This is a genomic window from Inquilinus ginsengisoli (assembly GCF_050434925.1).
Taxonomy (GTDB): Bacteria; Pseudomonadota; Alphaproteobacteria; order DSM-16000; family Inquilinaceae; genus Inquilinus; species Inquilinus ginsengisoli_B.
The window spans coordinates 1,569,029-1,592,013 of record NZ_JBNDJK010000001.1 but is presented as its reverse complement, the minus strand read 5'-3'; the positions used below and the strand labels follow the sequence as shown (position 1 = coordinate 1,592,013).

Here is a 22,985-nt window from a genome sequence, read left to right as displayed (position 1 = left end):
ACCCCGGGAATACAGGACAGCTAACGAATAGATCAACCACTTGGGCGAATTAACATTCTACATTTATGCGAATTTAATGCTGCTGTATCAGCCTGTTCGGAACTTGTGCAGTACTTTTGGCAAAAGTATTTTCGTGCCGAGCCACATTGTTATGGAACGTTGACCCAGTTGCGCCCCGTTGTTCCGATGGAGCACGGAGGACCAGACGGCGATTTCGCCAACGACCAGGCAGCTGTTCATCACGGAGGTGCTGCCGCACATTGCCGAATTGCGTCGCTTTGCCTATTCGCTGACCCGGAACCGGGCGGATGCCGACGACCTGCTCCAGGACACGATGGCGCGCGCCATGGTCAAGCTCCATCTCTGGGAGCCGGGGACGCGCATCGTCCCATGGATGGCCGTGATGATGCGGAACATCCGCCGTTCCGCCTTCAGCCGGGCCTGGAACAAGGTCCAGTGGTGCGAATTAGAGGATTTCGATTCCGCTGCGCCGGCCCCTCAGTTCGACAGCGTCGCGCTGAAGGAGACGAGCAAGCTCTGGTCCGAGATGCCGCGTAATCAACGCGAGATTCTCGAGCTCGTCGCATTGGACGGCTTGTCCTATGAGGAGGCGGCGGACCGGCTGGCCATCCCGGTCGGGACGGTACGATCTCGCCTGTCCCGGGCCCGGGACGCTCTGCGGCTCTCGACCTTGGGGAGCGAGGCGCCCGAGGGGCCAGTCGCCGGCCGCGAGCAAGCCTCGGCGGACCGGCGCCGCAAGCCCGGTCATCATGGGCAGGTCCAGGCCGGTCGGCTGTCGAAGTCCGCGGCCCGCCCGGACCGCAGGGTCATGGTGGTCGAAGACGAGATCTGGCTCGCCATGGCGCTCGAAGAGGCCGTCCGGGGCGCCGGATTCGAGGTCATCGGCCCGGTGGGCCGCCTGCAGGACGCCATCGACTTGGCGAAATCGGAGGCCATCGACGCCGCGGTGCTGGATATCCGATTGGATCACGAGATGGTCTTTCCCGTCGCCGACATCTTGCTCGACCGGGACGTCCCCTTCGCCTTCGTGACCGCATCTCCGGACTCCGAGATCCAGTTGCCGTACCGGAGCAGACCCGTGTGGAACAAGCCGATCAGCCGGTCCCGGTTCCGGCAGGACATCGAAGCCCTCGTCGATCGCGACACCGTTGGATAGGCACGAGTGCTCGGCGACTCCGGCAGCAAGCTTTCCAACGCGCGATGATCGCCCATATCGTGCGTTGTTATCAACGCGTTATACCAACCGCGCTAGGCTCCAGACTCAATCAGATCCAGAAGACAAGCAAAGTTGCGAGGGCGACGGCGGACAAGAAGTTTCGGGCCAGCTTGTCGTAGCGAGTGGCGATACGTCTGAAATCCTTCAATCGGCCGAAAGCATTCTCGATCAGATGGCGAGATTTGTAGCGAGCCTTGTCGAGCGGGATCTTGCGCTTGCGGTTGGCCTTGCCGGGGATCACTGGCCGGCCGCCGCGGGCGCGGATCATCGCGCGCAGGCCGTCGGCATCGTAGCCCTTATCGCCGATGAGATAGCCCAAGCCCGCCGCCCGCTCGATCAACTTCGGTGCAGCGGTCACATCGGCGACGTTGCCGGGCGTGAGGTCGACGACGAAAGGGCGGCCGATCACGTCGGTGAGCGCATGGATCTTCGTTGTGTTCCCACCGCGCGAAGGCCCGACGGCCTGCGCCTTGGCCCCCCTTTTCCGCCATAGGCGGCGCGCTGGGCCTTCACGTAGGTGGCGTCGATGGCGACGGCGTTGGTCGCCGCACCGGCGCTGGCGAGCGCTTCCAGCATGCCCGTCCAGAAGCGCTTGCGCGACCAGCGGTTGAAACGGTTGTAGATGGTCGTGGCCGGGCCATACGCCCCGGGGCAATCTTGCCAGCGATAGCCGGTCCTCAAGACGTGGAAGATGCCCGACATGACGCGACGGTCGTCCTGGCGCCGCGCCCCAGGCTGGTTCGTCGGCATGAACGGCTCGATCGCCGCCCACTGCTCGTCGTTGAGCCAGAACAGATTGCTCATCAGTCGTCCCCGCTCCCTTCTGGTCGATCCGGGATCCGGGCGAATCACGATTCACCGACTTCATCAAGAGGATGATTGGGTTTTAACCCTAGGAAGACCGTCAACTGGCTTTGGCCCTCTGCCTATGAGAGACTGCGCAAGACTCCAACACGGCCGACTTTGATATTCCTGCGTAATTGGCGGGGCATCATGTTATTTAGAAAGATCCCAGCGACTCTCAGACCTTGGCCGAGCCAGTTCGTGCCCATTGAGTTCAACGACGCCCAGCGGGTGGCTGTGTTCGAGCTGATCGCCATGGCGGTCAAGGACGGCACCGGGGTGATCCGTGTCGAGCTCAACGACCTCAATGCCGAGGATGGCCGGAGGCTGGGCAGCTGGGAAGTGGTGGTCCAGAGGACGGCGGAGTAGGAAGGGCGAGGTCGCGCCATTTCCGGCCGTTGCTGCGGGCTCTCCAAACCGGACGTGGCCGCAGGCGACCCTTGGATCGGCGACGGCTATGCGGTGCTCCTCGCAGGGCCGAGTTTATGTCAGAATATCAATTTCTCGAGCCTAGCGATTTGCTTCCTGAGGGTCTCGATTCTCTTCTTTCGCATCTCCTCAGCCCTGGCGACCGCCCCTTCGCGAGACTCATGCCAGTGTGGCTTCGCGATCACGCCCCAGAAGCCGTCGCCCTTCGGCAGGACAACATCGTCGCCGCGGTGCTCGGCCTCGACCTCCTGAATGCCGCGTGTCAGCGCGTACTTCGTGATCCAGACCTTCACTTTCAGTTCTCCCCAGCGTCAGTTGGTCGAGCGTCCAGGGCGGTTCGACCTTCGGGCATCAATCCGGCGTCCCAATCGTCGTCATAAGTCTCGCTACAAGGATAGGACATAGGCCGTCCGCGATCCCTGAACAGATCTGGAACGAGCGTGGTCAGAGAGCGGGCTCTGATGGTGTTCTTGAGGTGGCGGAAGCTTAGATCCTGCCAGTTGCGTCCACGCTCTTCGGCCATCGGATCGTGCACGCCACCCGATATGAAGACGCGCGGGGGATGGCCCTTCCCTGCCGGCCTGGCGCGTCGGGACGGCGCCATTTCCGGCCACGATATCTCCGGCTCAACACCGGACGTCGCCAGAACCTAACGGCTCCGCGGGTTTGCGGCTGATCGGGTAAGCTGCGCGCACCACAAGCGGTCATTGGGGACCTTCCCAACAGCGGACACACTGAGGGACGGCGGCGATGGCTCAGACCACGCGGGATACGAGGGGATTTGCGGAGCTTACGTGACCTGCCCTCCTCAGTCCGCTGGCCATCTGTACCTCGGAGCAGTTCCGGGCGCATGTCGCGCTCGGATCCTATCGGCCCTCCAGCGGCATCGTGAGGATGGACGCATGAGCATATCCTTCCTTCATTCCCGGGGCACGCAAGCCCCCATCCGGATCCCCGCCATCGGTCTCGAACTGTTTATCCGTATGCCCCTTGTCGCGAGCGCAGGCGAGTTCTGCTTCATCGAGACGATCAATGCGCCGGGTGCGGGCCCACCGCGGCATCGGCACCGCGAGGCGGAGATCTTTCGCGTCATCGAGGGATGCTACCTCTACGAGGTGGACGGCCGGCGGTTCTTCGCCGAGGCTGGCGATGTCGTGAGCATTCCCGGTGGCGCAGCCCATGGCTTCGTCAACGTGACAGACGCTCCGGCCCGCCAGTACATCCTCATCACCCCGGCACTCGATGCCGAAGCCTTCTTCACGGAGCTTGCGGGCACGATGCGGGCTGGCATTCCGGATCGGGAGGCGCTCAACGCCTTCGGGGCCAGGTGGGGCGTCGAATTCCTCGGGCCGCCGCTGACCCGGGGCGATCTTCCTGCCCACTGAGCCGGGCAGGGCACCACCGGGCGCCCTCCGCAGCCGCCGAGGAGCTTCCTGCGAGTATTTCTCCCTGAGCCTCATCCCCCGTCGGGCGGCGGCCGACCCGTCCGGGCGGTCTGCAGCGGCGCCAGGAGCATGGCAGCCGCCAGTCCGAGCGCCCCGCCGAGCAAGGTCTCCCAGGCCCGTGCTGCGAGCAGCCAGATCGAATGCTCGCCCGTGACCGCCAACGTCACGACGAGCGTGAAGGCGTACGCTCCGCAGGCGATATCGTATCGCTCGGGCAACGCCATCGCATAGATGATCATGGCAAGCGCCGCCGCGGCCCAGATCAGGAGCGGCGCATCGACGGCGATCGGGAGGCAGATGAGCCCCAGCGGGACACCGACTGCGGTGCCCATGATGCGGCGGCGCACCCGCTCGATCGTTCCGGTCGGCGAGCTGGTCACGACATACGCGCACGCCGTGATGGCCCAAGCGGATTCGGCAAGCCCGATCATGTCGTTGAGGGCAACGATGACGAGGGTGGAAGCCGCTGCCTGCAAGCCGGCGACGAGCTCCGGCGACAGGCCGTCCCGACCGCCGATGGAGGCGGGAGCCGAGGGGATCGGCGGCGGGCGTTCGGCCGGGCCGCTCAGAACGCGGGGGACGATCGCCGCAAGCGTTGCGACGGCGGCAGCAACCCCGACCATTGCGATATCCGCCTCGGTCAGGCCGGCGCCATAGGCGAGGAGCTGGCCGATGAAGACCTGCGAACCGATCCCGGCGCCCAGAATGCCGAAGCGCTTCAGATACCCGACCAGAAAGGCACCCGTCGCGAGCGTCAGCTCCGATCCGGCGTGGCCGATCCCCGTCAGCAACGGGCTCAGGAGGATGAAGATAGCCGCGCCCAACGCTGCGGCGGTGCACAGAAGGAGCAAGTCGCGGCTGGAGTCGCCCCTCGTGGAGCGGCCTTCAGACACGCTCGCCCATAATGCGAATCCGCCGGCCAGCACGCTGGGCGACGCGCCTCCGGCGATGCCGCGATCAATCTCCGGCATGCCCCCCAGCATCACCGCGATGCCGTATGCAGTGACCAGGCGCAGCCCCTTGATACGGCGATGCGTGCTCGGATCGATGCGGTCCAGCCATCCTGCAAGCGATGCCAGGAGTCCGGTGACGCTCCGGCGTGCACCGTCGGATGCAGCCTCGTGGTTCGATCGGCTGGGCTCGGCGGGAGCCACCTGCTTGTCGTCGTCCACGGCCGCCCCCTACGTCGCATGGCACTGGGCTGACCACATCACGCAATGGAGTTCGAAACAATGGTCCGCCAGTGTCCGGAATGCCGGTCGGCTGCGCAATAGCTTTCGCCGGCCCTACTACGTGTGCTTGGATCTCAGATCACGCCAGAGAGCGGACATGACCGGACGCGACTCTTCCCGGCCAACCCAAACCGGCGCGTGGCCCGAAAGCGGCCACCGCCGTCGTCCCTGGGAAGTGGACATGGCGGAAGCCGACCCTCAGCTGCCGCTTGTGTCCTTGGCCGGCATCTTTCGATCAACAAACGCCGAGACGAGATCCTTGGCGCCCGGTTCGTCGAGCAGTGCAATTGCCCCGCTCGGCTCCAGCCACCGAACTTCACGTTCAAGCTGCTCGGGCCATGTCCTGTGCTGCCGTTCGACGAGGAGGGGAAATACGTGAATCTCGCAAGGGACGATCCGCCCATCATCGTCAAGGATCTTGTCGTAGGTGAAGCTCCCGATCGGCCTGGTGCCGACAACGCCGCGAACACCCGCTTCCTCAAACGCCTCTCGGGCAGCGGATTTCGCTGGCTTGAGCCCTTTGATCGGCCAGCCCTTGGGTAAGATCCACCGCTTCGTCTGTCGCGACGTGACAAGCAGGATCTGCAGCGAGCCATCGTCCAACTGGCGGTAAGGCAAGGCTCCATACTGGACCCGGATCGCCTTGCCCTTAGCCTTCTTCTTTTCCGACATGAGCTGTTGGATCGACCTGGATTTTGTAGACGGAGCGACCGGTTGAGCCGACCGCCCGGTCAAGATGGAGGGTCATCCCTAGAAGAGGCAACTCTATTCGGCCATCACGGGCGCGCGCCGTTCTATGGCCCCTTTCCGCCCTTCCCGGCCCGGCAAGAGGGCGCCACAACCGCTCATCGCGCCGGTACCTCCAAAGCCGATAAGCGCTTTTGAATTCGGCGCTGCGGCTGATTAGGGTCCGACCCGGAGCGTGGTGGGGAGAGCCCCGGGTCGGGCCGGATGACACTCAGGAGCATGGCATCCACGCGCATTTAGCGCCCGCTGCGGAGGGCAGTCGATCCCCCATTTCGAGGGGATCGCTCCGTCGTTGTTGTGCAGTGGCTGCTCGATATTCGCCAAAGCGCTCGCTCGCCGTGTCAGAGCGCACCAGCGGCGGGAGCAATGAGAGCCTCAGCCGATCGGCAGTCTGCCGAAAGCTGCCGCGGTGGGTCGGGCGGAGGTGCGCCAATAGCGGTCATGGCGGTGGCGTCCCGATACTGGACACGTGCCGGACCCGCCGCAGTCTATCGAGAAATGACGATCGGGGCTGGTCGGACCTCGCTCAAACCGGACATCGCTCCGGCGGCTCGGAAGCGGACATGCGGCTGGCCAGGCGGTGCCGTCTCCGGACTGCCGGCCAAGGTAACTTATCGCCTCGAGGTTGACCTGGCCCGCCATATGCGGGTGGCGGGCCAGACCCATGCTGTCGATACGAGGTATGAACCGCCGCCCGTTTCCGGGCGGCCGGCCAGTCGTCTGGATCTCGTCGATGTCGTGCCGCCAAGCCGTTCTTTCATTGTGCCGGCGGCACATTCGACAGGAGCGGCCCGAGTCCTTCTGCGATGGTCAGGTGCGAAATCACGGCGTCGCGGAGCTTCTGGTAGGGCAGCCCGGCCAACATCGCCGTCTGGATGGCGGCCAGGACCTCACCGGCCTCAGAGCCGATCATGGTGAAACCGACGATGCGGTCGTCCCCACCGATGAGCACCTTCATGAAGCCCTGTGTCTCGTCCGTCGCCTCCGTGCGCAGCACGTTGGCCATCGGCAGCATCGCGACGCGGACCGCGATCCCTTGACGCTGCGCTTCGCCCTCGCTGAGCCCGATGCGGGCCAGCTGCGGGTCGGTGAACATGACATAGGGAACCAGCCGGTCACGCGTGCTGCGGCTGCCGCCCGCCATGTTGTCCCGGACGATCCGATGATCGTCGACCGAGACATGGGTGAATTGCGGGCTACCGGCCGCCTCGCCGATCGCCCAGACGCCGGGCGCGCTGGCCTGCAGCCGGTCGTTGACGCGGATGAAGCCGCGGGCGTCCAGCTCGATTCCGGCCCTGTCAAGACCGATCCCTTCGGTGTTCGGGACGCGCCCGACCGCGACCAGCAGATGGCTGCCCTCGACCGCCCGCTGACCGGACGCCATGCGGACCGTGATGATGATCTTGTCGCCGGACAGGCCCTGCACCGCCGCCGGCTCGGCACCCGTCAGCACCTCGATGCCATCGCCTTCGAGAATCCGCTGGATCTCCTCAGCCACGTCGGGATCCTCCCGGCCCATCAGGCGGGGGCCGGGCTCGACGATCGTCACCCGGCTGCCGAAGCGGCGATAGGCCTGGGCCATCTCGATGCCGACATAGCCGCCGCCGAGCACCATCAGATGCTCCGGCAGGATATCCAGCTCCAGCGCGCCGATATGGGTCAGCGGGCGGGCGGCCTCGATCCCGGGAATGGCCGGAATGGCCGCATGCGTGCCGACATTGACCACCACCTGGTCGCCCGTCAGCAGGCGCGTCCCGCCCCCATTCAGGGCGACCTCGATGGTCTTCGGCGCCACGAAGCGCCCGGTGCCCATGATCAGCTCGGCCCCGCTCTCCTTGTAGGCGTTGAGGTGGAAGGCGATCTCGCGGTCGACCATGCCCTGCTTGCGGCTGCGGACCGCCGCCATGTCGGTGTGGACGGGGCCGGTCACGCTGCCGAATTGCGTCGCGTGCTGCGCCAGATGGGCGACCCGCGCGCTCCAGATCTCGTTCTTGCTGGGCAGGCAGGCCACCGCCGGGCAGGAGCCGCCGACCCATTGGCGCTCCACCACGGCGATCTTCTGTCCCGAACGGGCCAGGGTCCAGGCGAGCAGCTTGCCGCCCTGGCCGCTGCCGAGGATCAGGGTGTCGAAACGTTCCGGTTCGGTCATCTGCGTTCTCCGGTTCGATGGATGTGCCGAGGCGGGACGCTCGCGGTCCCGCCCTTCGGGCTCAGTACTGGGCGACGCCGCCGTCGACGAAGATCTCGGCGCCGGTGACGTAGGCGCTGTCGTCCGAGGCCAGGAAGACGGCGGCCTTGGCGATGTCGTCGGATGTCCCCAGCCGGTCCAGCGGGATGTGAGGCACCAGCGACGATTTCACATCCTCGCTCATCAGCACCCCGAGGCCAGGGGTCTCGATGTGGCCGGGGCTCAGCACGTTGATGCGGATGTCGCGGCCCTTGAGATCGAGCATCCAGCCGCGGGCGAAGGAGCGCACGGCCGCCTTGGTCGCATCGTAGACCGAGAAGGATGGATAGCCCTTGATCGACGCGATCGAGCCGGTGAGGATCACCGACGATCCCTTGGACAGCAGGGGCAGGGCCTTCTGCACGGTGAAGAGCAGGCCGCGGACATTGGTGTTGAAGGTCTTGTCGAAATGCTCCTCGGTGATCTCGCCGAAGGTGCCGAGCTCGTAGACGCCGGCATTGGCGAAGAGGATGTCGATGCGGCCGGCCTGCGCCTTCACGACCTCGTAGACGTGGTCGATGTCGGACAGGCTGGCGGCGTCCGCCTGGATGGCGGTGACGTTGCGGCCGATCTCGGCAACTGCCTTGTCCAGCTCCGACCGGCGCCGGCCGGTGATAAACACCCGGGCGCCTTCCTCGACGAACCGCTTGGCGGTCCCGAGGCCAATGCCGGCGCTGCCGCCGGTGACCACCGCGATCTTGCCCTCGAGTTTTCCTGCCATGGCTCCGTTCCTTCTGCTGCGGCCCGCTGATGGGCCGCGGAAGCCCTCGTTTCGGGATGACGCGACAGAAGGTACGGCCGGCTGGATGCGGCAGGTAGGAAGGGTGCCGGACTAGGATCTATTCTCGCCGGGAATGAGCGCGTCGGGCGACACCGCCAATTGTTCCTCGACGAAGGCGGCGAAGGCCCGGGCCTTGGCGCTGGCGATGCGGCCGACGGGGAAGACGGCCCAGAGATCGATCGGCGCGATGGTCCAATCCGTCAGGACCGCCTTGACCTGGCCGGACGCCAATTCCCGCGAGAACATCCATTCCGACGCCACCGCAAGCCCCATTCCGGCGAGGACGGCCGAGCGGACGCCCTCCGCGGCCGACATCCGAAGGCGCCCCCTCACGGTCACCGAGATCTCCGACGATTCCTTCCGGAACATCCAGGCGTCCCGTCCCGGTCCTTTGGCGTAGACGATGCATTCATGCGCAATCAGTTCGCCCGGGATGCGCGGCTCGCCGGCCCGCTGGAAATAGGTGGGCGTGCCGATAACCAATCGGGGCGCCTGGGCGATCCTTCGCGCCGTGAGGCTCGAATCCGTCAGCTCGCCCATGCGCAGGCTGATATCGATCCCCTCCTCGATCAGGTCGATCTGGCGGTCGTCGAGCACGACCTCCAGGTCGAGATCCGGATGGCCGGCCAGGAACTTCGGCAGATGCGGGATGACGTGCAGGCTGGCGAATGTGGGCGCCGCGCTGACGCGCAACCGGCCGGTCAGGCTGGCGCCGGCCCCGCGCGCGGCAAGATCGGCCTCGTCCGCCTCCTCGATCGCGCGCTTGGCCCGGTGGTAGAAGTTATCCCCCGCCTCGGTCGGAGCCAGCCCGCGCGTGGAGCGCAGCAGCAATTTGACGCCGAGCCGCTCCTCGATCTGGGCAATGGTCTTGGACACGGCCGGCTGGCCGACGCGGAGCTGGCGCGCCGCCTCCGAGAAGGAGCCCGTCTCCAGCACCCGGACAAAGGCTTCCATCGCCGCCAGCCTGTCCATGCCATGCTCCTTCGGAATAGGGCGATGCCTCATGCCTGACAGAGGACAGATCATAAGCATCGTCATTCCATTCGGGAATGAATCTTATTCGGACCGGCCGGCTACCTTGGTTGCCCGACCACCGTCACCTTGAGAGCGGGCCGGCCGCGGATATCGCGGCCGGCACCCTCTCAACGGAGACCGACCATGTCACTGCAAGCCAAGCTCGACGCCTTCAAAGCCGATTTCGAGGCTGGGAAGCCGCCCTACAACGTCCCACCCTCCGTCATCGAAACCATGCATCGCGCGACCGCGGAGCTCATCGTCTCGGGCGCAGCCGACAAGGCCCTGAAGGCCGGCGACAAGGCGCCTGCTTCATGCTCAACGACCCCGAGGGCCGACCCGTCAGCTCCGCCGACCTGCTGCGAAAGGGCCCCCTGGTCGTCAGCTTCTACCGTGGCGTCTGGTGCCCGTACTGCAACATGGAACTGCAGGCGCTGGAAGCGGCCAAGCCGGAGTTCGAGAAGCTCGGCGCGACCCTGGTCGCGATCTCGCCCCAGACGGCGCCGAACAGCGGGAAGTCGATGCGCCAGAACAGCCTGACTTTTCCGATCCTCTCGGACGCCAAGGGTGCGGTCGGCGCCGCCTTCGGCCTGCGGTTCCAACTCCCGGGCTATCTGGTCGAGCTTTACAAGGGCCTGAAGAACGACCTGCCGGTGTTCAGCGACGATCCGAGCTGGACGCTACCGATGCCGGCCCGCTACGTCATCGCCCAGGACAGGACGATCCTCTACGCCGAGGTCAACCCCGACTACACGCGCCGCCCGGAATCCGGAGGACATGCTGCCGGCCTTGCGTCAGGCCTCTGCGAGCCGCGCCGCCTGACGTTCTGTTTTAGAAGGCGCAGGCAACTTCGCAAATGCCGCATCGACCGCCCGGGTCATCTCGGCCCGGGTGGTTTGCGGCGCTCGAGTGCACAGGCCTGCCAGGCACAGAGTTCCGCCCAGTTCCACGCTAGGGGTCACGACACGAAAGTGCTCAAATTGTCCGGTTCATGGGAACGGAAAGGGAATTAGGCCGCGAGCAAGGACACCGGCCGGCGGAGAGGCCTTAGACCATCGGCCGGCACGGGGTCGGCACCCCAGACATAGTCGCCGGTGAGGCCGATGTGCTCCCAGCCGAGCGGCGCGACGTGGCGGGCTAGGTCCGGGCGAACGTCGATCCCGCGCTTGTCGAGATCCCCCAGCGCGGCCTGCAAATACCGGTGTTCCACAGGATGATCGCCGATACGAGCAGATTCAATTCCGAGGCGCGGTAGGTTTGGTTCTCGAAGCTGCGGTCGCGCATCTCCCCGAGCCGGTTGAAGAAAATAGCCCGCGCCAAGGCATTGCGCGCCTCGCCCTTGTTGAGTCCAGCGTTGGCCCGCCGACGGAGCGCCGGATCGCGCAGCCAATCCAGGGTGAACATCGTGCGCTCGATGCGGCCGAGCTCGCGCAGAGCCAGGGCCAAGCCGTTCTGCGGGCTTGTCACGTTCACGGTCTTGCGGGGCGCCAGCGCTGAGCGTAGCGATAGTCATGACCCCGCCTTGCTATTCCGGTTATTGCTTTCCATCGGACGTGATTCAGCGCGCCGTCTGGATGCATCTTCGTTTCACCCTGAGTTCCCGCGACATCGAGGACCTGCTCGCCGAGCGCGGCATCGAGGTGACGTACGAGACGATCCGCCGCTGGGTGAATGCGTTCGGCCCGATGATCGCCGGCGCCTCCGCGCGAAACGGCCAGCGCCGCACCGGCGCTGGCACCTCGACGAGATGTTCGTCCGGATCGGCGGCAAGCCGATGTATCTCTGGCGAGCCGTCGATGCCGAAGGTGAGGTGCTCGAGGTTCTGGTTCAGGCCAGGCGGGACGCCGCTGCCGCCGGCAAGCTGATGCGCAAGCTCCTCCGTAGGCAGGGCATCGCTCCAACCGCTTGGGTCACCGACAAGTGTCCGGCTTACGGCGCGGCGCTTCGTGATATGCAGCTCGACGGCATCCCCCACCTTCGAGGCAAGCGGCTGAACAACCGGGCCGAAAGTTCCCACGTCCCGGTCCGGCGTCGGAAGCACAAGCTGCAGCGGTTCAAATCGGCCGCCTCGGCGCAACGGTTCCTGTCTTTGCACGCCGCGACCTACAACACCTTTAATGTCTGCCGCCACCTCACCACCGCCCGCACGCACCGCCGTTTTCGCGCCGAGGCATTTGCGGCATGGCGGGATGCGGCTGGCGTCACGGCCTGAGCCTGGCGGATGCCGGCCCAATCCCGGCCACGCTCGACAACGTGACAAGCCGACGAAAGAAACCGTCCAATGCGCGATACTGCCATTATCGCATGTTATTCAGCGTCTTAGCTTACCCCCATCGGGCGACCTCGCGCCGGAGGAGGTGGGGCAGCCGACGGGGTTTGCCCCTGTCACCCTCAACGCTCGGTGGAGCCAGGAGGTACTCTGGGCGTGCGCCCGTTCGCCAGGGCCCAAAAGTACCTCAGCACAAAGACGCGGATGGCACCGGACAGGTTGACACCATCCGGGCTGGCGGTCCAAATTCTGGACACTAAAGAATTAATGGAGATGTCTTCCCGCCGCACAATGTCCTCAAATGCGTCCCAGAACGGCTGCTCCAATCGCATGCTAGTCCGGCGCCCCTGTACGGAGATATTTCGGGTCAGATGGATTGCGGCCTCTTTCGGATTCCATATCGACATCGTCTCAATTTCCACAGCAGTACTTTATTGTCTGATTGTTAATTTTGAGCAGTTTAACAGAAGGATTGCAATACGAGTTTAGGCCCTTGCGAGGCTTTCATTCATATAACTCGAATTCCCACAACAGTCTAAGATTTCCTCCGGAGGTCCGCGTCAGAGGTTTCGTCCTTGTCGACCATTGCTCGGATGCATTCGGCACCGGGAACCGGATATCCACTATCGAAAGCGGCCATTCAGCGGTCGTGGGTGCAAGTTCCGCGTTCCGGCACCGACGGTGACGACCGCTTTCGGGCGCCTGGCTGCGGCACCGGCCGCCCTGGCCCATTTGGGACGATTGCGCGCATGCCGCCGACCGTACATTATCCCGACAGGGTGATTTTTATCTCAATTCGACCCTAACTTTCCTGAGACCTTTTCGACTCCGGAGACTGTGATGCTCAAGATCATTCTCGGCGCACTGTTCTCGGTCTTCCTGCTTACCGGCACGTCTTTCGCCCATTCAGGCGGAACCGACGCGAGCGGCTGTCACCAGGACCACAAGAACGGCGGTTATCATTGCCACAAGCGAAAGTGAAAACGGGAGGCAAGCAAGTTCCTCCTGCCATGCGGGAATCGGCATAGGATCGGACAGGCTATCGTCCCCTGCCGGGGGTTGAGAGTACCTGTCCGGTCCCATGTGCCGGAGCTGCAGGGACGTATGGCGGGGGGCCGACCCTGCGAACTCCAGGGGGAAGCGTAGGCCCTGTAGTTGGTCTCGGCCTAGATGGCTTTCCGGCTGCAGCCGCGGTGACCCGACGATAGGCACCGGTCCATCAGCGGGTGGATGGTCTACTCCATCTTCGCGCGTTGGCCGGGCGGCATCATGTCTGCGAATGGAAGCCGATGGGCAGCGGAGTGAGCATCCATGCCGAGTCCGACCTGGGTCACCCCTGAAGAACTTGATCAGATCCGGCGCCTAGAAAAGCAGGAGGCGGAGAGCGGCGTCGGCCTAGCTGCCTGCGAAGCGGCCTACAAGCTCAAGGCGCTAGCGGAGACGTTACCCGAGGCGGCGGCGGAAGCTGGCCTGGCATACGGACTCGATCCGCCGTCCGAAGACACCGATGGCATGGAGCATTCCCACTTTGCCTGGAGGTGGGCGGACCGGGATTTCCACCTGTATCTCATCGTCGACGGGGCTCATCCGCCTGGCGAGAACGCAGATGGCTATCTGCCGCTCTACATCGACGATGTCCTCGTGCTGAGCATGAACACGTATCGTGCTGCCGCTGACGGCTATCAGAAGGTCCACGTCGACCAGGTCACGACCTTCGCGCCTGGCGACTGGCCCGCGCAGCTGTGGCCTTCGTGGAAACGCTCAACGGCTAGTGGTTGAATCTAACGCTTGGTACCGGAGTCGTAAGTCCGAGAGGGGCGGGAAGAGGAAGTTCGAAGCCGGTGCCGAGCATTTCCGCATCGCGCGATAGCGGTCACAGCGCCGGCTAGTCGAGCCGACATCTCCAGTCTTGGCCGGTGCGGCCGATCGCTTTCAAAGCATCGGCTTCAGAACGAGCGCTGGTCTGCCGATTGCGAGGCCACCTTTGCAAGCGCATTTACCTTTCGGGCGGACACGCTTGCGACCTTGAGCGCAATTGCCAGGCCGCGCTACTCCCCGGCGGCCCAGATGACCGGCCGCCGCGCCTTCGCGCTGAAGATCACGCAGGGGCCATTGCCGCCTTTGCATTCGACTCCCGTCGGCATCGGATCGAGGGCGCGTACCATGAGTCGGCCGAGCCGGAATGCGCCACACGATGCCGCGTCGGCATCTCCAAGACGGGCACGCCCAAGTCCTGCCCGCCTCGGCTAAGCCGCCCGAAATCCGGACTCAACCCTTCTCGTGCACGGAACGAAAGGCTACAAACCGATAACCGGCCGTTGTCTCGTGTAGTCTATTGAGCTCGTTTAGGTGTTTAGCCGAACGAAACACATACTTCAGCCTCCACAACAGCTTGTGCATCAATTCGGCCGGCACGACCGGTAGCCTGCGCAGCCAGTTCGGGAGTCTGATCGGATACAGCGACATCTCGGCTTGGGCCCGCAATCCAGACCACGTTCGGTTGGGAGCAATTATTGCTGACGAGAAACCGGCATCACGTAGCGTCTGGTAGAGACCGAGATGAGACATATGATGATAGCTATTGAGGTGGAACGGTTCGAGAAAGGCAACGGTCCCTATCATGACCCCGCCGGGCTTCAAAACGCGATACGCCTCCGACATTGCGATCCCTGGCCGCGCTATATGCTCAAGAACAGCAACACAGGTTATCAAACTAAAACTTTGGTCTCGAAATGGCAGCGCATGCGCGTCAACAAGCACGTCAGCGGCGGAGCCCGAATAATCCACGCCGACATATGAAAGGCCTGTCAGATTTTCAAACAACGGCTTATTTAGAGGATATTCTCCGCAACCCAAATCAAGCATCCACTCGTCGCGACCAGAGTGAGGCATATAGCTCAGTTGCTCGGGTATGAGCCGGTTGCCGTAGGTCGGCTCAAGTTTGACATTGTGCCAATTGCGGATCGCCGAATACGAACTGGGTTGCAGTGCCTCCACAAAAGTGCCTGCCGGCGGCTCTTCCATATTCCCGACGACCACCGAGAAAGACGCGGGTATCGGTCCGTGTGGACGTAAATCAGGACGATCGTCGTCCCGCGTATAGACCGCGTTGCATTTGGGGCAGGTTAAAATCGCATTGGCAGACCTCAAGTCAGAATGGCAGGATGGGCAAGCCAGTATTTCGGTTAGCATCATGGGTTTATCAGCCAGGCTACGCGAGCGATTGGCACGAAGTATCCAGAACTGGCCATCTGCGGGACATTCCGGCGATGTGAATTGATCTGAAATTGAATTCCCCCATACGGAGGAAATCGCATCACATTGAGGGCGGTATTCGCAGCAGACGGCAGCTACAGAGGAGCTGCCTCTCGCTCGCCAGCGTTATCCGGCGGATCGGCGGCCGGAAGAGCCACCCGGGTTTTCACCGGGTCCATGTGAATAAAATTACAATAAGAGCTTTTGGCGTTCGTGCAACGGGCCTGCAGGATGCGCGACCTCATCAGTTCGGATATCAACTTATCTAGAGGGATTGTCAAAGGATGCACCCCACTTGAAGCCTCTCCGCAAGGTGCTTACTCGAACCCTTCTCGTTCTTAGGGGCTGCATGCGCAGGCCGATTGTGAGCAGGCTCGCGACCACGATATAGATCAGCATCCGAACGCCTGCCAGCTCAGCGGCACGCAGATGTCGTGGCGAGGCGCCTGGCGCTCACGATCGTCGCCTCGACCGCCGAGCGGGGCCCGGCCGAGATGCCTCGGACCCTAAAGGTCCACTGAGAGAGCGGTGGTCAATTCGGATCTTCCGCAAAGGGGTGGATACCGGAAATTATGGCTTTCGTTACTGGTGGGCCGCTTCGGGTCGAAGGGCGTCTTCCGTATCGGGTACCAAGCGGCAGCCTTTTACCACTAGATCACCGCCGGTGCTGCTGTCGGAACCGCGCTGGCGCCTCGCAATTGGCATGCCCCGCCCAGACGCCGCGGCCAGCCTGTTCTGCCTCCTCCTGCGCCGAGAGGAAGCGGTCTTTGCTGTACCGCGGCAGCGCCCAAGCCCACCCGGACCACACCATCGCGTCGCCGATGCTCCGGCCGCCTACCGAGCAATCGGCGACCGTACGGCCATATCGGTCGCGGTCCTTGGTCTCGCACTGCAACTGACCGCGCGCCACAAGCGACCGCAAGGCCTCCGTTGCCTCCTGGCCGATCGGCTCCTCACGGCCGTTGGTCAGACACTTCTGGCGCTTCTCCGGAGCGTCAAAGCCCCACAGCCGGACACGGTCGCCGTCGATCCGCAGGGTGTCGCCATCGACGATCTCGACGCCGGCGAGGGCAGGGGAGGAGAGGGTGAGGAGGAGGGCGAGCGGAATGCGCATGGGGCAGGTGTCTACTGCCTTGTGCCTTCTTCATTCAACAGCGCCGCGCGCTGTGATGCTCACCGGCGGGGTCGCCATGTTCCTGCATTGTATCCGCCGCCGAACGGGGCCAGAATCCCCCTCACAAATAGAACCTGTGTCAGCATCCGGTGAGGACCGCAGAGAGATCTATTGGGAGGATCCAGGCTTGGGCGGCGCGTGACCAGCGGCGCGTTGATCGGCGGTTTCGCCCTGGGCGGCTTCTTCGACGGCATCCTGCTGCACCAGATCCTGCAATGGCATCATCTACTCAGCCTGGTCTTCGGGTCGGCGATTTGCGCATGCAGGTGCTCTGGGACGGCTATTTCCACGCGCTGATGTACGTGATCGCGGCCGTCGCGCTCTGGGGTCTGTGGCGGGCGCGCCGGACGATTGCGAACGATCGGCCATTGACCGGGGCCGTCTTGATCGGCTTTAGCCTATGGCATGTCGTCGACGGCATCCTGTCGCATTGGGTGCTCGGAATCCATCGCATCAGGATCGACAGCGCCAGCCCGCTCGCCTGGGATCTCCTCTGGTTCGCCGTCTTCGGCCTGCTGCCCCTGGCGCTCGGCTGGCTGGCGCTGCGGCGCGGTGTCGGCGGGCCGATGCGGCCCGGGGGCTCCGTCGTCGGCCTTCTCCTCCTCGCCGGCTTGACCGGAGCCGCCGGCGCCTGGGGGCTGCGCTCGTCAGCTGGCCAACCTTTCACCACCGTGGTCTTCCGGCCTGGCCTGGGGCCGCAGCAGGTGCTCGGCGCGCTCGACGTTGCGGACGCCCGGCTCGTCTGGTCCGACCCGGCCATGGGCGTGGTCGTTGTGGCCGTCGCGCCGCAGCGGCGGTGGAGTTTCTACCGCCACGGCGCGCTTGTTGTCAGTGGCTCCGGGTTGCCGGCCGGCTGCATCGCCTGGAGCCGCGGCTGAAATCCACCCGGTGCATCCCCACGACTGCCCTGTGTAACCCCCGACTGTCAGCGTCCGACAGGACGGAAGCACGCACTCCGAGCACGACAATTTGACGGAGCTCGCAGCGCTCCGCTTCTCAAAAAAACCTTTTTGCGAAGCGACCGTGTTCCCGGGGAGCTTCGGGTCGGACGTTTTCGTAGAAGTTATTCTCGTCTCGCTCCGTTTGAGCACGGAACGCACCGGCTGAGCTGAAGCTAGTTTAATTGTTGCCAACGCTATTCATGCTTCGACTCGATGCGCTTGCGGCGAGCCGCCCCTCCATGAACCTCCTTTTTAAGGAGTGCGGAGTTGATGCTGGAACACCCTGCCAGCCGCGATAAGTACACCGCCACGGCCGCTCCGGTGATTGCTGAGCTACGGCGGTGTGCGCGGACCCTTACCCGCAACAGCGCAGATGCGGAAGACCTGCTCCAGGACACCCTTCTGCGGGCCTACACCAAAATTTCACCTATGGCAGCCGGGCACCAACATAGCTGGCTGGCTGTGCGTCGTGATGAAGCGAGTGTTCCTGTCCCAGTTCGAGCGCCGCAATCGATATATCGCCGCGCCTATCGAGGATTTCGACCGCCCGATGCAGCCTAGCCAGGAAGATTGCTTGGACCTATCTCGGCTCAACCACGCCATTGAACGGCTTGGAAGTCGTCATCGTGAACTCGTCGAGGCGGTCGCGATAAACGGCGACTCCTACGAGGAGACGGCGCTCGCGCTCGACATCCCGATAGGGACCGTCAGGTCGCGGCTCGGGCGAGCCAGGGACTATCTCCGGCGCGAGACCGGCATCGCTTATGGCGGGCGATGACAACTCGTATGCCGGTGACGTAGCGCGACGGTGGAACCGGTGAGCGCGACCATCCGTTGGCCACGCACCAGCAGCCCGCAAAATGCGGGCTTTCGCGTCGGATATATTGCCTGAGGTGCCTGATGTCCCGCCGCCTGCTGCCCCTGTCCCTGCTCACGGCCGGCATCGTCGCCGGCGTCGGTGCCCTGGCCGGGTCGCTGCCGCCCGACGCGACCTACCGGCCCCTCCCCACCCAGCCCTTCGATCAGGTCAAGACCGATGACGAGGCGGCCAAGCCGGAGGTGATGCAGCGCCAGCGGCAGCTGCTGGAGCAGCGCTACGACCTGGCCGACCGTCCGATTCCGGGCGTGATGATGTCGGGCGGGCGCAAGCCGGTCCAAAACGGTGTTCGGGTCAGGCTGCCGCAAGGGGCGAGCTGGGACGAGCTGGCGGCGATGAGCCCGGACGAGATCCGCCAGAGGGGTCTGTTTCCGGCCGGCTTCCTGCCCTTGCCGCACGTCAAGCAGGCGACAGGCGGCCAGGTGTTTCCGAACCACCAGATCGATGAGGTCGCGCGGCAGGAGCAGCGCAACCTGCGTCGCTTCGACGTCGATTTCGACCTGCCGGACGCCTTCACCCCGGAATTCCCGCCGCCGATCTTCCTGACCACGCATCCGGAGCTCGGCGACGTCTCGCGCGGGCAGTTGCTGACCATCAAGAATTACTACGCGCTGATGGTCGGGCTGATCACCCCGGTGCAGATGGAGGGGCTGCGCCTGCTGCTGACGCCGTTCCCGCAGGAAGAGTTCAACCAGACCGAGGACCGCAAGAGCGCCGACCAGAGCCTGGGCGTCACCTGCCTGGACTGCCACGCCAACTTCCACAGCAACGCCGCCTTCCACCTGACTCCGGACGTCCGGCCGCAGGCGGATCGCTTCCGGCTGGACACGACCAGCCTGCGCGGCCTGTTCAACCAGCAGATCCATGGCTCGAAGCGGTCGCTGCGCTCGGTCGAGGACTTCACCGAATTCGAGCAGCGCACCGCCTATTTCAACGGCGATCAGGTCAGCGCCCAGCGCAAAGGCGTGAACCTGCCGGACCGCCACGACCAGACGTCGATGATGGCGCAGATGCAGAACATCATCGATTTCCCGCCGGCACCGAAGCTGACCCCGCTGGGCCGTCTCGACCCGGCCAAGGCGACCGAGCAGGAGCTGGCGGGCGAGCGGATCTTCATGGGCAAGGGCCAGTGCGCCACCTGCCACGTGCCGCAGAGCGCCTTCATGGACAACCAGATGCACGACCTGAAGGCCGAGCGGTTCTACCAGATCGGCCAGACGGTGAACGGGCTGGTGATGCTGCCGGACGGGCCGATCAAGACCTTCACCCTGCGCGGCATCAAGGATTCCCCGCCTTATCTGCATGACGGCCGCCTGCCGACCCTGGCCGACACGGTCGAGTACTTCAACCTCGTGCTCGGGCTGAAGCTGGCCCAGGACGAGAAGGATTCGCTGACCGCCTATCTGCTGACGCTGTGAGCGGCCATGGAAGGAGAACCGGCATGACGGATCGGATCGCGGCCGCGGCGCTGGCGGCCATCCTGCTGGGGGCGACGCCGGGCTGGGCCCAGACCGTCGACCCGACCACCCCGGCGCCGGGCAATCCGGCGACCACGCCGGCCGGAACGCCGGAGCGGAAGCCCGGCACGCCGGCGCCGCACCGGCCGAACACTTCGGATCAGGTCTTCGCCGTCGCGGCCGCGCAGGCCGGCCTGGCGGAGGTGGTGTTCGGCAAGCTGGCCGAGGCGCAGGGCGGCAGCGACGCGGTACACGACTTCGGCCGGCAGATGGTGCGCGACCACGGCAAGGCGAATGACCGCCTGGCCGAGCTGGCCAAGGCGGCCGGCATCGTCCTGCCCGACGAGCTGGACACCGAGCACCAGGCGATCCATGACCGGCTGGAGGGGCTGAAGGGCGACGATTTCGACCATGCCTACATCGCCACCCAGATCGCCGACCATCAGGTCACGGCGCAGCTGCTGGAATACGAGATCGGCGCCGGCCAGGACGAGGGGCTGAAGGGCTTCGCCGCCGAGACCCTGCCGGTCGTGTTCGAGCATCTGCGGATGGCGCAGGGGCTGGCGACCGAGATGTCCGCCCAGGCGACCGCGCCGCCGGTGCCGAAGGCGAAGTGACCGGTCGCATCGATGTCTGCGTGATTCTTCGCACCTGCCGGCCGCTGATCGGCCTCAATCCGGCAGTTCCCCAGGCGAGGCCGTCAGCAGTCCTGCGGGACGTAATCGGTCAGGGTTCTGCTGATTCTTACTCCTCTCCGAGCAGCTTGCCGGTAAAATTCGCTGCCACAAACTCGAATGCCGCCGGTAACCGCGGGCGGTGCGCGCGTCCTTCCAGCGGCCGTGCTGCATCGCCGCCGCGAGCGGCACGCCCTCGCAATCGGCGGCGGTCATCTTGCCGCCGCGCCGTCGGTCGCGGACAGCGGCTCCAGCCCGAGGCCCTGCGCCGTGTCCTCCGCCCTCATCCGCACGAAGGGCTCGTCTTCCACGATCAGGATCGCGGCCATGCCGTCTTTCGGTCAGCGCTGATTGGCTGGGACACCAGTTGCGCGTGCAACGCGCGGTGTCGCGATCGGGCTCCGCGGATACGACCAAGGTCTGGTCCGCCACCGTCACCCGGCCAGGCGGTCCAGCGGCATGGTCATCAGGATGACCAGGCCCCCGGCGTCCCAGCGGCGCGCGATCTGCCCCTGAAGCTGGCCTTTGACGGCGCCGTCGACCAGCGAGGTGCCGAAGCCTTCGCTATTGCCCGCCCCGTCGACCGGCGGGCCGTCCCGCTCCGCCCAGCTCAGCGACAGCACGTCCTTCTCGACCGTCCAGGCGACGGCGATCCGGCCCGATGCCGTGGACAGGGCGCCGTATTTGGCCGCGTTGGTCGCCAGCTCGTGTAGCAGCAGCGCCAGGCTGGTCACTGCATGGCCGCCGACTACCACCTCCGGCCCGGCGATGGTGACGCGCCTGTCATTCTGTTCCTCGAAGGGCGAGACGATGGTGCGCGCCAGGGCCGCAAGCGTGGTCGGCGTTGCCGCCTGTTCGCGCCTCAGGTCCGGCAGGGTCAGCTCATGCGCGCGGGCCAGGGTGCCGAACCGGTTGCGCACCTGCTCCGCCAGCTCCCTCCGGCGTCCGCGCGGTGCGGGCGCTCAGGGTGATGACGGCGCCGGCCAGGGCGAACAGGTTATTGACCCGGTGGCTCATCTCCCGCAGCAGCAGGGCCTGGCGCTCCTGGGCCCGCTTTCGCTCGGTGATGTCGCGGGCGATCTTCGAGGCGCCGACGATCTCACCTGTCCGGTTCCGCACCGGCGACACCGTCAGCGAGATCTCGACCTGGCTGCCGTCCTTGCGGCGGCGGATGGTCTCCAACTGCTGGACCCCCTCGCCCCGGCGGATGCGGGCCAGGATCTGCGTCTCCTCGTCCAGCCGGTCCGGCGGGATCACGATCGTGATCGGCTGCCCGACCACCTCCTCGGCGGCGTAGCCGAACAGACGCTCGGCCCCGCGGTTCCAGCTCATGATGACGCCGTCGAGGTCCTTGGCCACGATCGCGTCCTCGGAGGATTCCACGATTGCAGCCAGACGCTGCGCCGCCTGCTCACCGCGGGCACGCTCCTCGGCCTCGCCAAGCAGCTGCTGCTCGGCACGGTGCCGATCCGTGATGTCGACCAGCATGTTCATGGCGCCGATCAGGCGGCCCTCCGCGTCGAACAGCGGTGTCGGATAGGGGATGAAGGGGACACGCGTGCCGTCGGGCCGTTCTGCCACCGCCTCCATGCCCCGGATCGCCCTGCCCTGCTTCAGGGCCAGGGCCATCGGGCACTGGTCGTGCGGCAGCGGCGTGCCGTCCGGCCAGTACAGCTTCCAGGAGCCGCAGAACTCGTTCTTGCCCAGCTCCGGGCGGCAGCCCCACAGTGCCGCCGCGGCCTCATTGTAGAAGGTGATGCGCCCTTCGGCATCGGTGGTGTAGATCGCGGCCGGCAGCGCCTGCAGAATCTCCTGCGCCGTGCGTTCCCCGGCCAGGACGACGGGCAATGCCGGCCATGGGGTCGCAGGCGACGCAGCCTTGGGGGTGCCGTTCATTCAGTGCCCTCTGGGGCAGATCAGCCCCACGCCGAAGCCGATGGGGAGTGAGGGCCGCCGAGACCAGCCGGCCGGATCCGGAACTGTAGCCCAGCGTGACGCAGGCCTCAACATGGGAACAAACCAATGGAGATGGATGCGAACGCCGTTCGCGATCCAGCCGCTCCCCGCAACACATACTGCTGCGGCGAGATTGTCGTCCATTCTACTCGCGTCATGACCCCTCCTGGGTGTCGCCAGGAGGGTCTAGTTTTACGTGTCGCCCGACAGCACCGTGAGTTGGACGCCCTCTACAGATGTACCCCAGGCCGCTGAATGGCCGCTTCGAACTGGACATGCCGGCACTGCGACTCAATAGGTTGACCGCGCACTCCTCAGCCACCGGAAATGCCCGTGCTCCGTTAGCCAACGAGCTCGGGCGAGATGGCTGTCATAGCTATGCCGGGCTCGTTTCGGGTTCTGACGTGGATCTATGCCCAAAATGAGC

At 64.9% G+C, this 22,985-nt stretch carries 23 protein-coding genes, 3 pseudogenes and 1 other annotated feature; of the genes and pseudogenes, 12 read left to right on the top strand and 14 right to left on the bottom strand.

What is annotated here, in order from left to right; all coding sequences use genetic code 11:
• Positions 1–247 precede the first annotated feature (247 nt).
• The gene (locus QFZ27_RS07840) at positions 248–1,177 is read left to right on the top strand and encodes a sigma-70 family RNA polymerase sigma factor (protein WP_429225579.1); all 930 of its coding nucleotides are present in this window, start codon (positions 248–250) and stop codon (positions 1,175–1,177) included.
• A 109-nt stretch (positions 1,178–1,286) separates the two neighbouring features.
• On the opposite strand, the gene QFZ27_RS07835 is transcribed toward QFZ27_RS07840, so the two are convergent.
• A protein-coding gene (locus QFZ27_RS07835) for an IS5 family transposase (RefSeq protein WP_429225578.1) occupies positions 1,287–2,041 on the bottom strand; the annotation gives its coding sequence in 2 pieces (ribosomal slippage) (positions 1,287–1,700 and positions 1,703–2,041; 753 coding nt in all).
• Between the two features lie 240 nt (positions 2,042–2,281).
• Here QFZ27_RS07835 and QFZ27_RS07830 point away from each other — a divergent pair.
• Positions 2,282–2,449 (top strand): hypothetical protein, encoded by a 168-nt coding sequence (locus QFZ27_RS07830; RefSeq protein WP_429225577.1) that lies wholly within the window; start codon positions 2,282–2,284, stop codon positions 2,447–2,449.
• A 119-nt stretch (positions 2,450–2,568) separates the two neighbouring features.
• Here the strand turns inward: QFZ27_RS07830 and QFZ27_RS07825 are convergent, their stop codons facing one another.
• Positions 2,569–2,802: a hypothetical protein gene (locus tag QFZ27_RS07825; RefSeq protein WP_429225576.1), complete on the bottom strand. Its 234-nt coding sequence runs from the start codon at positions 2,800–2,802 to the stop codon at positions 2,569–2,571.
• Positions 2,803–3,411: 609 nt separating this feature from the next.
• Between QFZ27_RS07825 and QFZ27_RS07820 the strand changes: the two genes are divergently transcribed.
• Positions 3,412–3,894, top strand: coding sequence for a cupin domain-containing protein (locus tag QFZ27_RS07820; protein ID WP_429225575.1), 483 nt, complete (start codon positions 3,412–3,414; stop codon positions 3,892–3,894).
• A 71-nt stretch (positions 3,895–3,965) separates the two neighbouring features.
• On the opposite strand, the gene QFZ27_RS07815 is transcribed toward QFZ27_RS07820, so the two are convergent.
• The 5 genes from QFZ27_RS07815 to QFZ27_RS07795 form a co-directional block, all read right to left on the bottom strand.
• On the bottom strand, positions 3,966–5,126 hold the full coding sequence (locus QFZ27_RS07815) for an FUSC family protein (RefSeq protein ID WP_429225574.1): 1,161 nt from the start codon (positions 5,124–5,126) through the stop codon (positions 3,966–3,968).
• A gap of 258 nt (positions 5,127–5,384) precedes the next feature.
• Entirely contained in the window at positions 5,385–5,858 is a 474-nt protein-coding gene (locus QFZ27_RS07810; RefSeq protein WP_429225572.1) for an NUDIX hydrolase, read from the bottom strand.
• 832 nt (positions 5,859–6,690) lie between these two features.
• Positions 6,691–8,082, bottom strand: a complete 1,392-nt coding sequence (locus QFZ27_RS07805; protein ID WP_429225571.1) for an FAD-dependent oxidoreductase — start codon at positions 8,080–8,082, stop codon at positions 6,691–6,693.
• 61 nt (positions 8,083–8,143) lie between these two features.
• Positions 8,144–8,881, bottom strand: coding sequence for an SDR family oxidoreductase (locus QFZ27_RS07800; protein ID WP_429225570.1), 738 nt, complete (start codon positions 8,879–8,881; stop codon positions 8,144–8,146).
• A gap of 111 nt (positions 8,882–8,992) precedes the next feature.
• Positions 8,993–9,913, bottom strand: coding sequence for a LysR family transcriptional regulator (locus QFZ27_RS07795; protein WP_429225568.1), 921 nt, complete (start codon positions 9,911–9,913; stop codon positions 8,993–8,995).
• Positions 9,914–10,269: 356 nt separating this feature from the next.
• Between QFZ27_RS07795 and QFZ27_RS07790 the strand changes: the two genes are divergently transcribed.
• The gene (locus QFZ27_RS07790) at positions 10,270–10,968 is read left to right on the top strand and encodes a peroxiredoxin-like family protein (RefSeq protein WP_429225566.1); all 699 of its coding nucleotides are present in this window, start codon (positions 10,270–10,272) and stop codon (positions 10,966–10,968) included.
• On the opposite strand, the pseudogene QFZ27_RS07785 reads toward QFZ27_RS07790, so the two are convergent.
• Positions 10,965–11,410: pseudogene (locus QFZ27_RS07785) on the bottom strand (Tn3 family transposase); the annotation flags it as partial. The gene QFZ27_RS07790 and the pseudogene QFZ27_RS07785 sit on opposite strands and share 4 nt — an antisense overlap.
• Positions 11,411–11,466: 56 nt before the next feature.
• On the opposite strand from QFZ27_RS07785, the pseudogene QFZ27_RS07780 reads away from it, so the two are divergent.
• Positions 11,467–12,167 (top strand): annotated as a pseudogene (locus QFZ27_RS07780) (IS6 family transposase).
• Positions 12,168–12,346: 179 nt separating this feature from the next.
• Here QFZ27_RS07780 and QFZ27_RS07775 read toward each other — a convergent pair.
• Positions 12,347–12,556, bottom strand: a complete 210-nt coding sequence (locus QFZ27_RS07775) for a ribbon-helix-helix domain-containing protein (RefSeq protein WP_429232424.1) — start codon at positions 12,554–12,556, stop codon at positions 12,347–12,349.
• Positions 12,557–13,064: 508 nt separating this feature from the next.
• Between QFZ27_RS07775 and QFZ27_RS07770 the strand changes: the two genes are divergently transcribed.
• Together QFZ27_RS07770 and QFZ27_RS07765 are read left to right on the top strand one after the other, a co-directional pair.
• Positions 13,065–13,205, top strand: a complete 141-nt coding sequence (locus tag QFZ27_RS07770) for a YHYH domain-containing protein (RefSeq protein ID WP_429225564.1) — start codon at positions 13,065–13,067, stop codon at positions 13,203–13,205.
• 330 nt (positions 13,206–13,535) lie between these two features.
• Positions 13,536–14,003 (top strand): hypothetical protein, encoded by a 468-nt coding sequence (locus QFZ27_RS07765; RefSeq protein ID WP_429225562.1) that lies wholly within the window; start codon positions 13,536–13,538, stop codon positions 14,001–14,003.
• Between the two features lie 489 nt (positions 14,004–14,492).
• Here QFZ27_RS07765 and QFZ27_RS07760 read toward each other — a convergent pair whose 3' ends face one another.
• Together QFZ27_RS07760 and QFZ27_RS07755 are read right to left on the bottom strand one after the other, a co-directional pair.
• A complete protein-coding gene (locus tag QFZ27_RS07760; protein ID WP_429225560.1) occupies positions 14,493–15,419 on the bottom strand; it encodes a methyltransferase domain-containing protein in 927 nt (308 codons plus the stop codon).
• 184 nt (positions 15,420–15,603) lie between these two features.
• Positions 15,604–15,659, bottom strand: a sequence feature (sul1 is cis-regulatory element that is thought to sense ions involved in sulfur or methionine metabolism; They are found in Alphaproteobacteria).
• A gap of 475 nt (positions 15,660–16,134) precedes the next feature.
• Positions 16,135–16,593, bottom strand: a complete 459-nt coding sequence (locus QFZ27_RS07755; RefSeq protein WP_429225559.1) for a thermonuclease family protein — start codon at positions 16,591–16,593, stop codon at positions 16,135–16,137.
• Between the two features lie 198 nt (positions 16,594–16,791).
• On the opposite strand from QFZ27_RS07755, the pseudogene QFZ27_RS07750 reads away from it, so the two are divergent.
• From QFZ27_RS07750 to QFZ27_RS07730, 5 genes and pseudogenes are all read left to right on the top strand, one after another.
• Positions 16,792–17,531 (top strand): annotated as a pseudogene (locus tag QFZ27_RS07750) (DUF2243 domain-containing protein).
• 333 nt (positions 17,532–17,864) lie between these two features.
• Positions 17,865–18,155 (top strand): sigma factor, encoded by a 291-nt coding sequence (locus tag QFZ27_RS07745; RefSeq protein WP_429232423.1) that lies wholly within the window; start codon positions 17,865–17,867, stop codon positions 18,153–18,155.
• Complete coding sequence (locus tag QFZ27_RS07740) at positions 18,067–18,372, top strand: sigma factor-like helix-turn-helix DNA-binding protein (protein WP_429225558.1); 306 nt, start codon at positions 18,067–18,069, stop codon at positions 18,370–18,372. Before QFZ27_RS07745 ends, QFZ27_RS07740 begins: the two co-directional genes overlap by 89 nt.
• Before the next feature lie 122 nt (positions 18,373–18,494).
• On the top strand, positions 18,495–19,889 hold the full coding sequence (locus tag QFZ27_RS07735) for a hypothetical protein (RefSeq protein ID WP_429225557.1): 1,395 nt from the start codon (positions 18,495–18,497) through the stop codon (positions 19,887–19,889).
• A gap of 23 nt (positions 19,890–19,912) precedes the next feature.
• Positions 19,913–20,545 carry a DUF4142 domain-containing protein gene (locus QFZ27_RS07730; protein WP_429225556.1) on the top strand — a complete coding sequence of 211 codons (633 nt, stop codon included), beginning with the start codon at positions 19,913–19,915 and terminating at the stop codon, positions 20,543–20,545.
• Between the two features lie 54 nt (positions 20,546–20,599).
• Here the strand turns inward: QFZ27_RS07730 and QFZ27_RS07725 are convergent, their stop codons facing one another.
• The 3 genes from QFZ27_RS07725 to QFZ27_RS07715 form a co-directional block, all read right to left on the bottom strand.
• Entirely contained in the window at positions 20,600–20,818 is a 219-nt protein-coding gene (locus QFZ27_RS07725) for a hypothetical protein (RefSeq protein WP_429225555.1), read from the bottom strand.
• A 218-nt stretch (positions 20,819–21,036) separates the two neighbouring features.
• Positions 21,037–21,522 carry a hypothetical protein gene (locus tag QFZ27_RS07720; protein ID WP_429225553.1) on the bottom strand — a complete coding sequence of 162 codons (486 nt, stop codon included), beginning with the start codon at positions 21,520–21,522 and terminating at the stop codon, positions 21,037–21,039.
• Positions 21,485–22,498 (bottom strand): PAS domain S-box protein, encoded by a 1,014-nt coding sequence (locus QFZ27_RS07715; RefSeq protein WP_429225551.1) that lies wholly within the window; start codon positions 22,496–22,498, stop codon positions 21,485–21,487. Before QFZ27_RS07715 ends, QFZ27_RS07720 begins: the two co-directional genes overlap by 38 nt.
• Positions 22,499–22,985 lie beyond the last annotated feature (487 nt).

Coding starts and splice junctions, on each gene's coding strand:
- QFZ27_RS07820 (WP_429225575.1), top strand. CDS start 3,412: ATGAGCATATCCTTCCTTCATTCCCGGGGCACGCAAGCCCCCATCCGG.
- QFZ27_RS07810 (WP_429225572.1), bottom strand. CDS start 5,858: ATGTCGGAAAAGAAGAAGGCTAAGGGCAAGGCGATCCGGGTCCAGTAT.
- QFZ27_RS07805 (WP_429225571.1), bottom strand. CDS start 8,082: ATGACCGAACCGGAACGTTTCGACACCCTGATCCTCGGCAGCGGCCAG.
- QFZ27_RS07800 (WP_429225570.1), bottom strand. CDS start 8,881: ATGGCAGGAAAACTCGAGGGCAAGATCGCGGTGGTCACCGGCGGCAGC.
- QFZ27_RS07795 (WP_429225568.1), bottom strand. CDS start 9,913: ATGGACAGGCTGGCGGCGATGGAAGCCTTTGTCCGGGTGCTGGAGACG.
- QFZ27_RS07790 (WP_429225566.1), top strand. CDS start 10,270: ATGCTCAACGACCCCGAGGGCCGACCCGTCAGCTCCGCCGACCTGCTG.
- QFZ27_RS07775 (WP_429232424.1), bottom strand. CDS start 12,556: ATGCGATTGGAGCAGCCGTTCTGGGACGCATTTGAGGACATTGTGCGG.
- QFZ27_RS07770 (WP_429225564.1), top strand. CDS start 13,065: ATGCTCAAGATCATTCTCGGCGCACTGTTCTCGGTCTTCCTGCTTACC.
- QFZ27_RS07765 (WP_429225562.1), top strand. CDS start 13,536: ATGCCGAGTCCGACCTGGGTCACCCCTGAAGAACTTGATCAGATCCGG.
- QFZ27_RS07760 (WP_429225560.1), bottom strand. CDS start 15,419: ATGATGCTAACCGAAATACTGGCTTGCCCATCCTGCCATTCTGACTTG.
- QFZ27_RS07755 (WP_429225559.1), bottom strand. CDS start 16,593: ATGCGCATTCCGCTCGCCCTCCTCCTCACCCTCTCCTCCCCTGCCCTC.
- QFZ27_RS07745 (WP_429232423.1), top strand. CDS start 17,865: ATGCTGGAACACCCTGCCAGCCGCGATAAGTACACCGCCACGGCCGCT.
- QFZ27_RS07740 (WP_429225558.1), top strand. CDS start 18,067: ATGAAGCGAGTGTTCCTGTCCCAGTTCGAGCGCCGCAATCGATATATC.
- QFZ27_RS07735 (WP_429225557.1), top strand. CDS start 18,495: ATGTCCCGCCGCCTGCTGCCCCTGTCCCTGCTCACGGCCGGCATCGTC.
- QFZ27_RS07730 (WP_429225556.1), top strand. CDS start 19,913: ATGACGGATCGGATCGCGGCCGCGGCGCTGGCGGCCATCCTGCTGGGG.
- QFZ27_RS07725 (WP_429225555.1), bottom strand. CDS start 20,818: ATGACCGCCGCCGATTGCGAGGGCGTGCCGCTCGCGGCGGCGATGCAG.
- QFZ27_RS07715 (WP_429225551.1), bottom strand. CDS start 22,498: ATGAACGGCACCCCCAAGGCTGCGTCGCCTGCGACCCCATGGCCGGCA.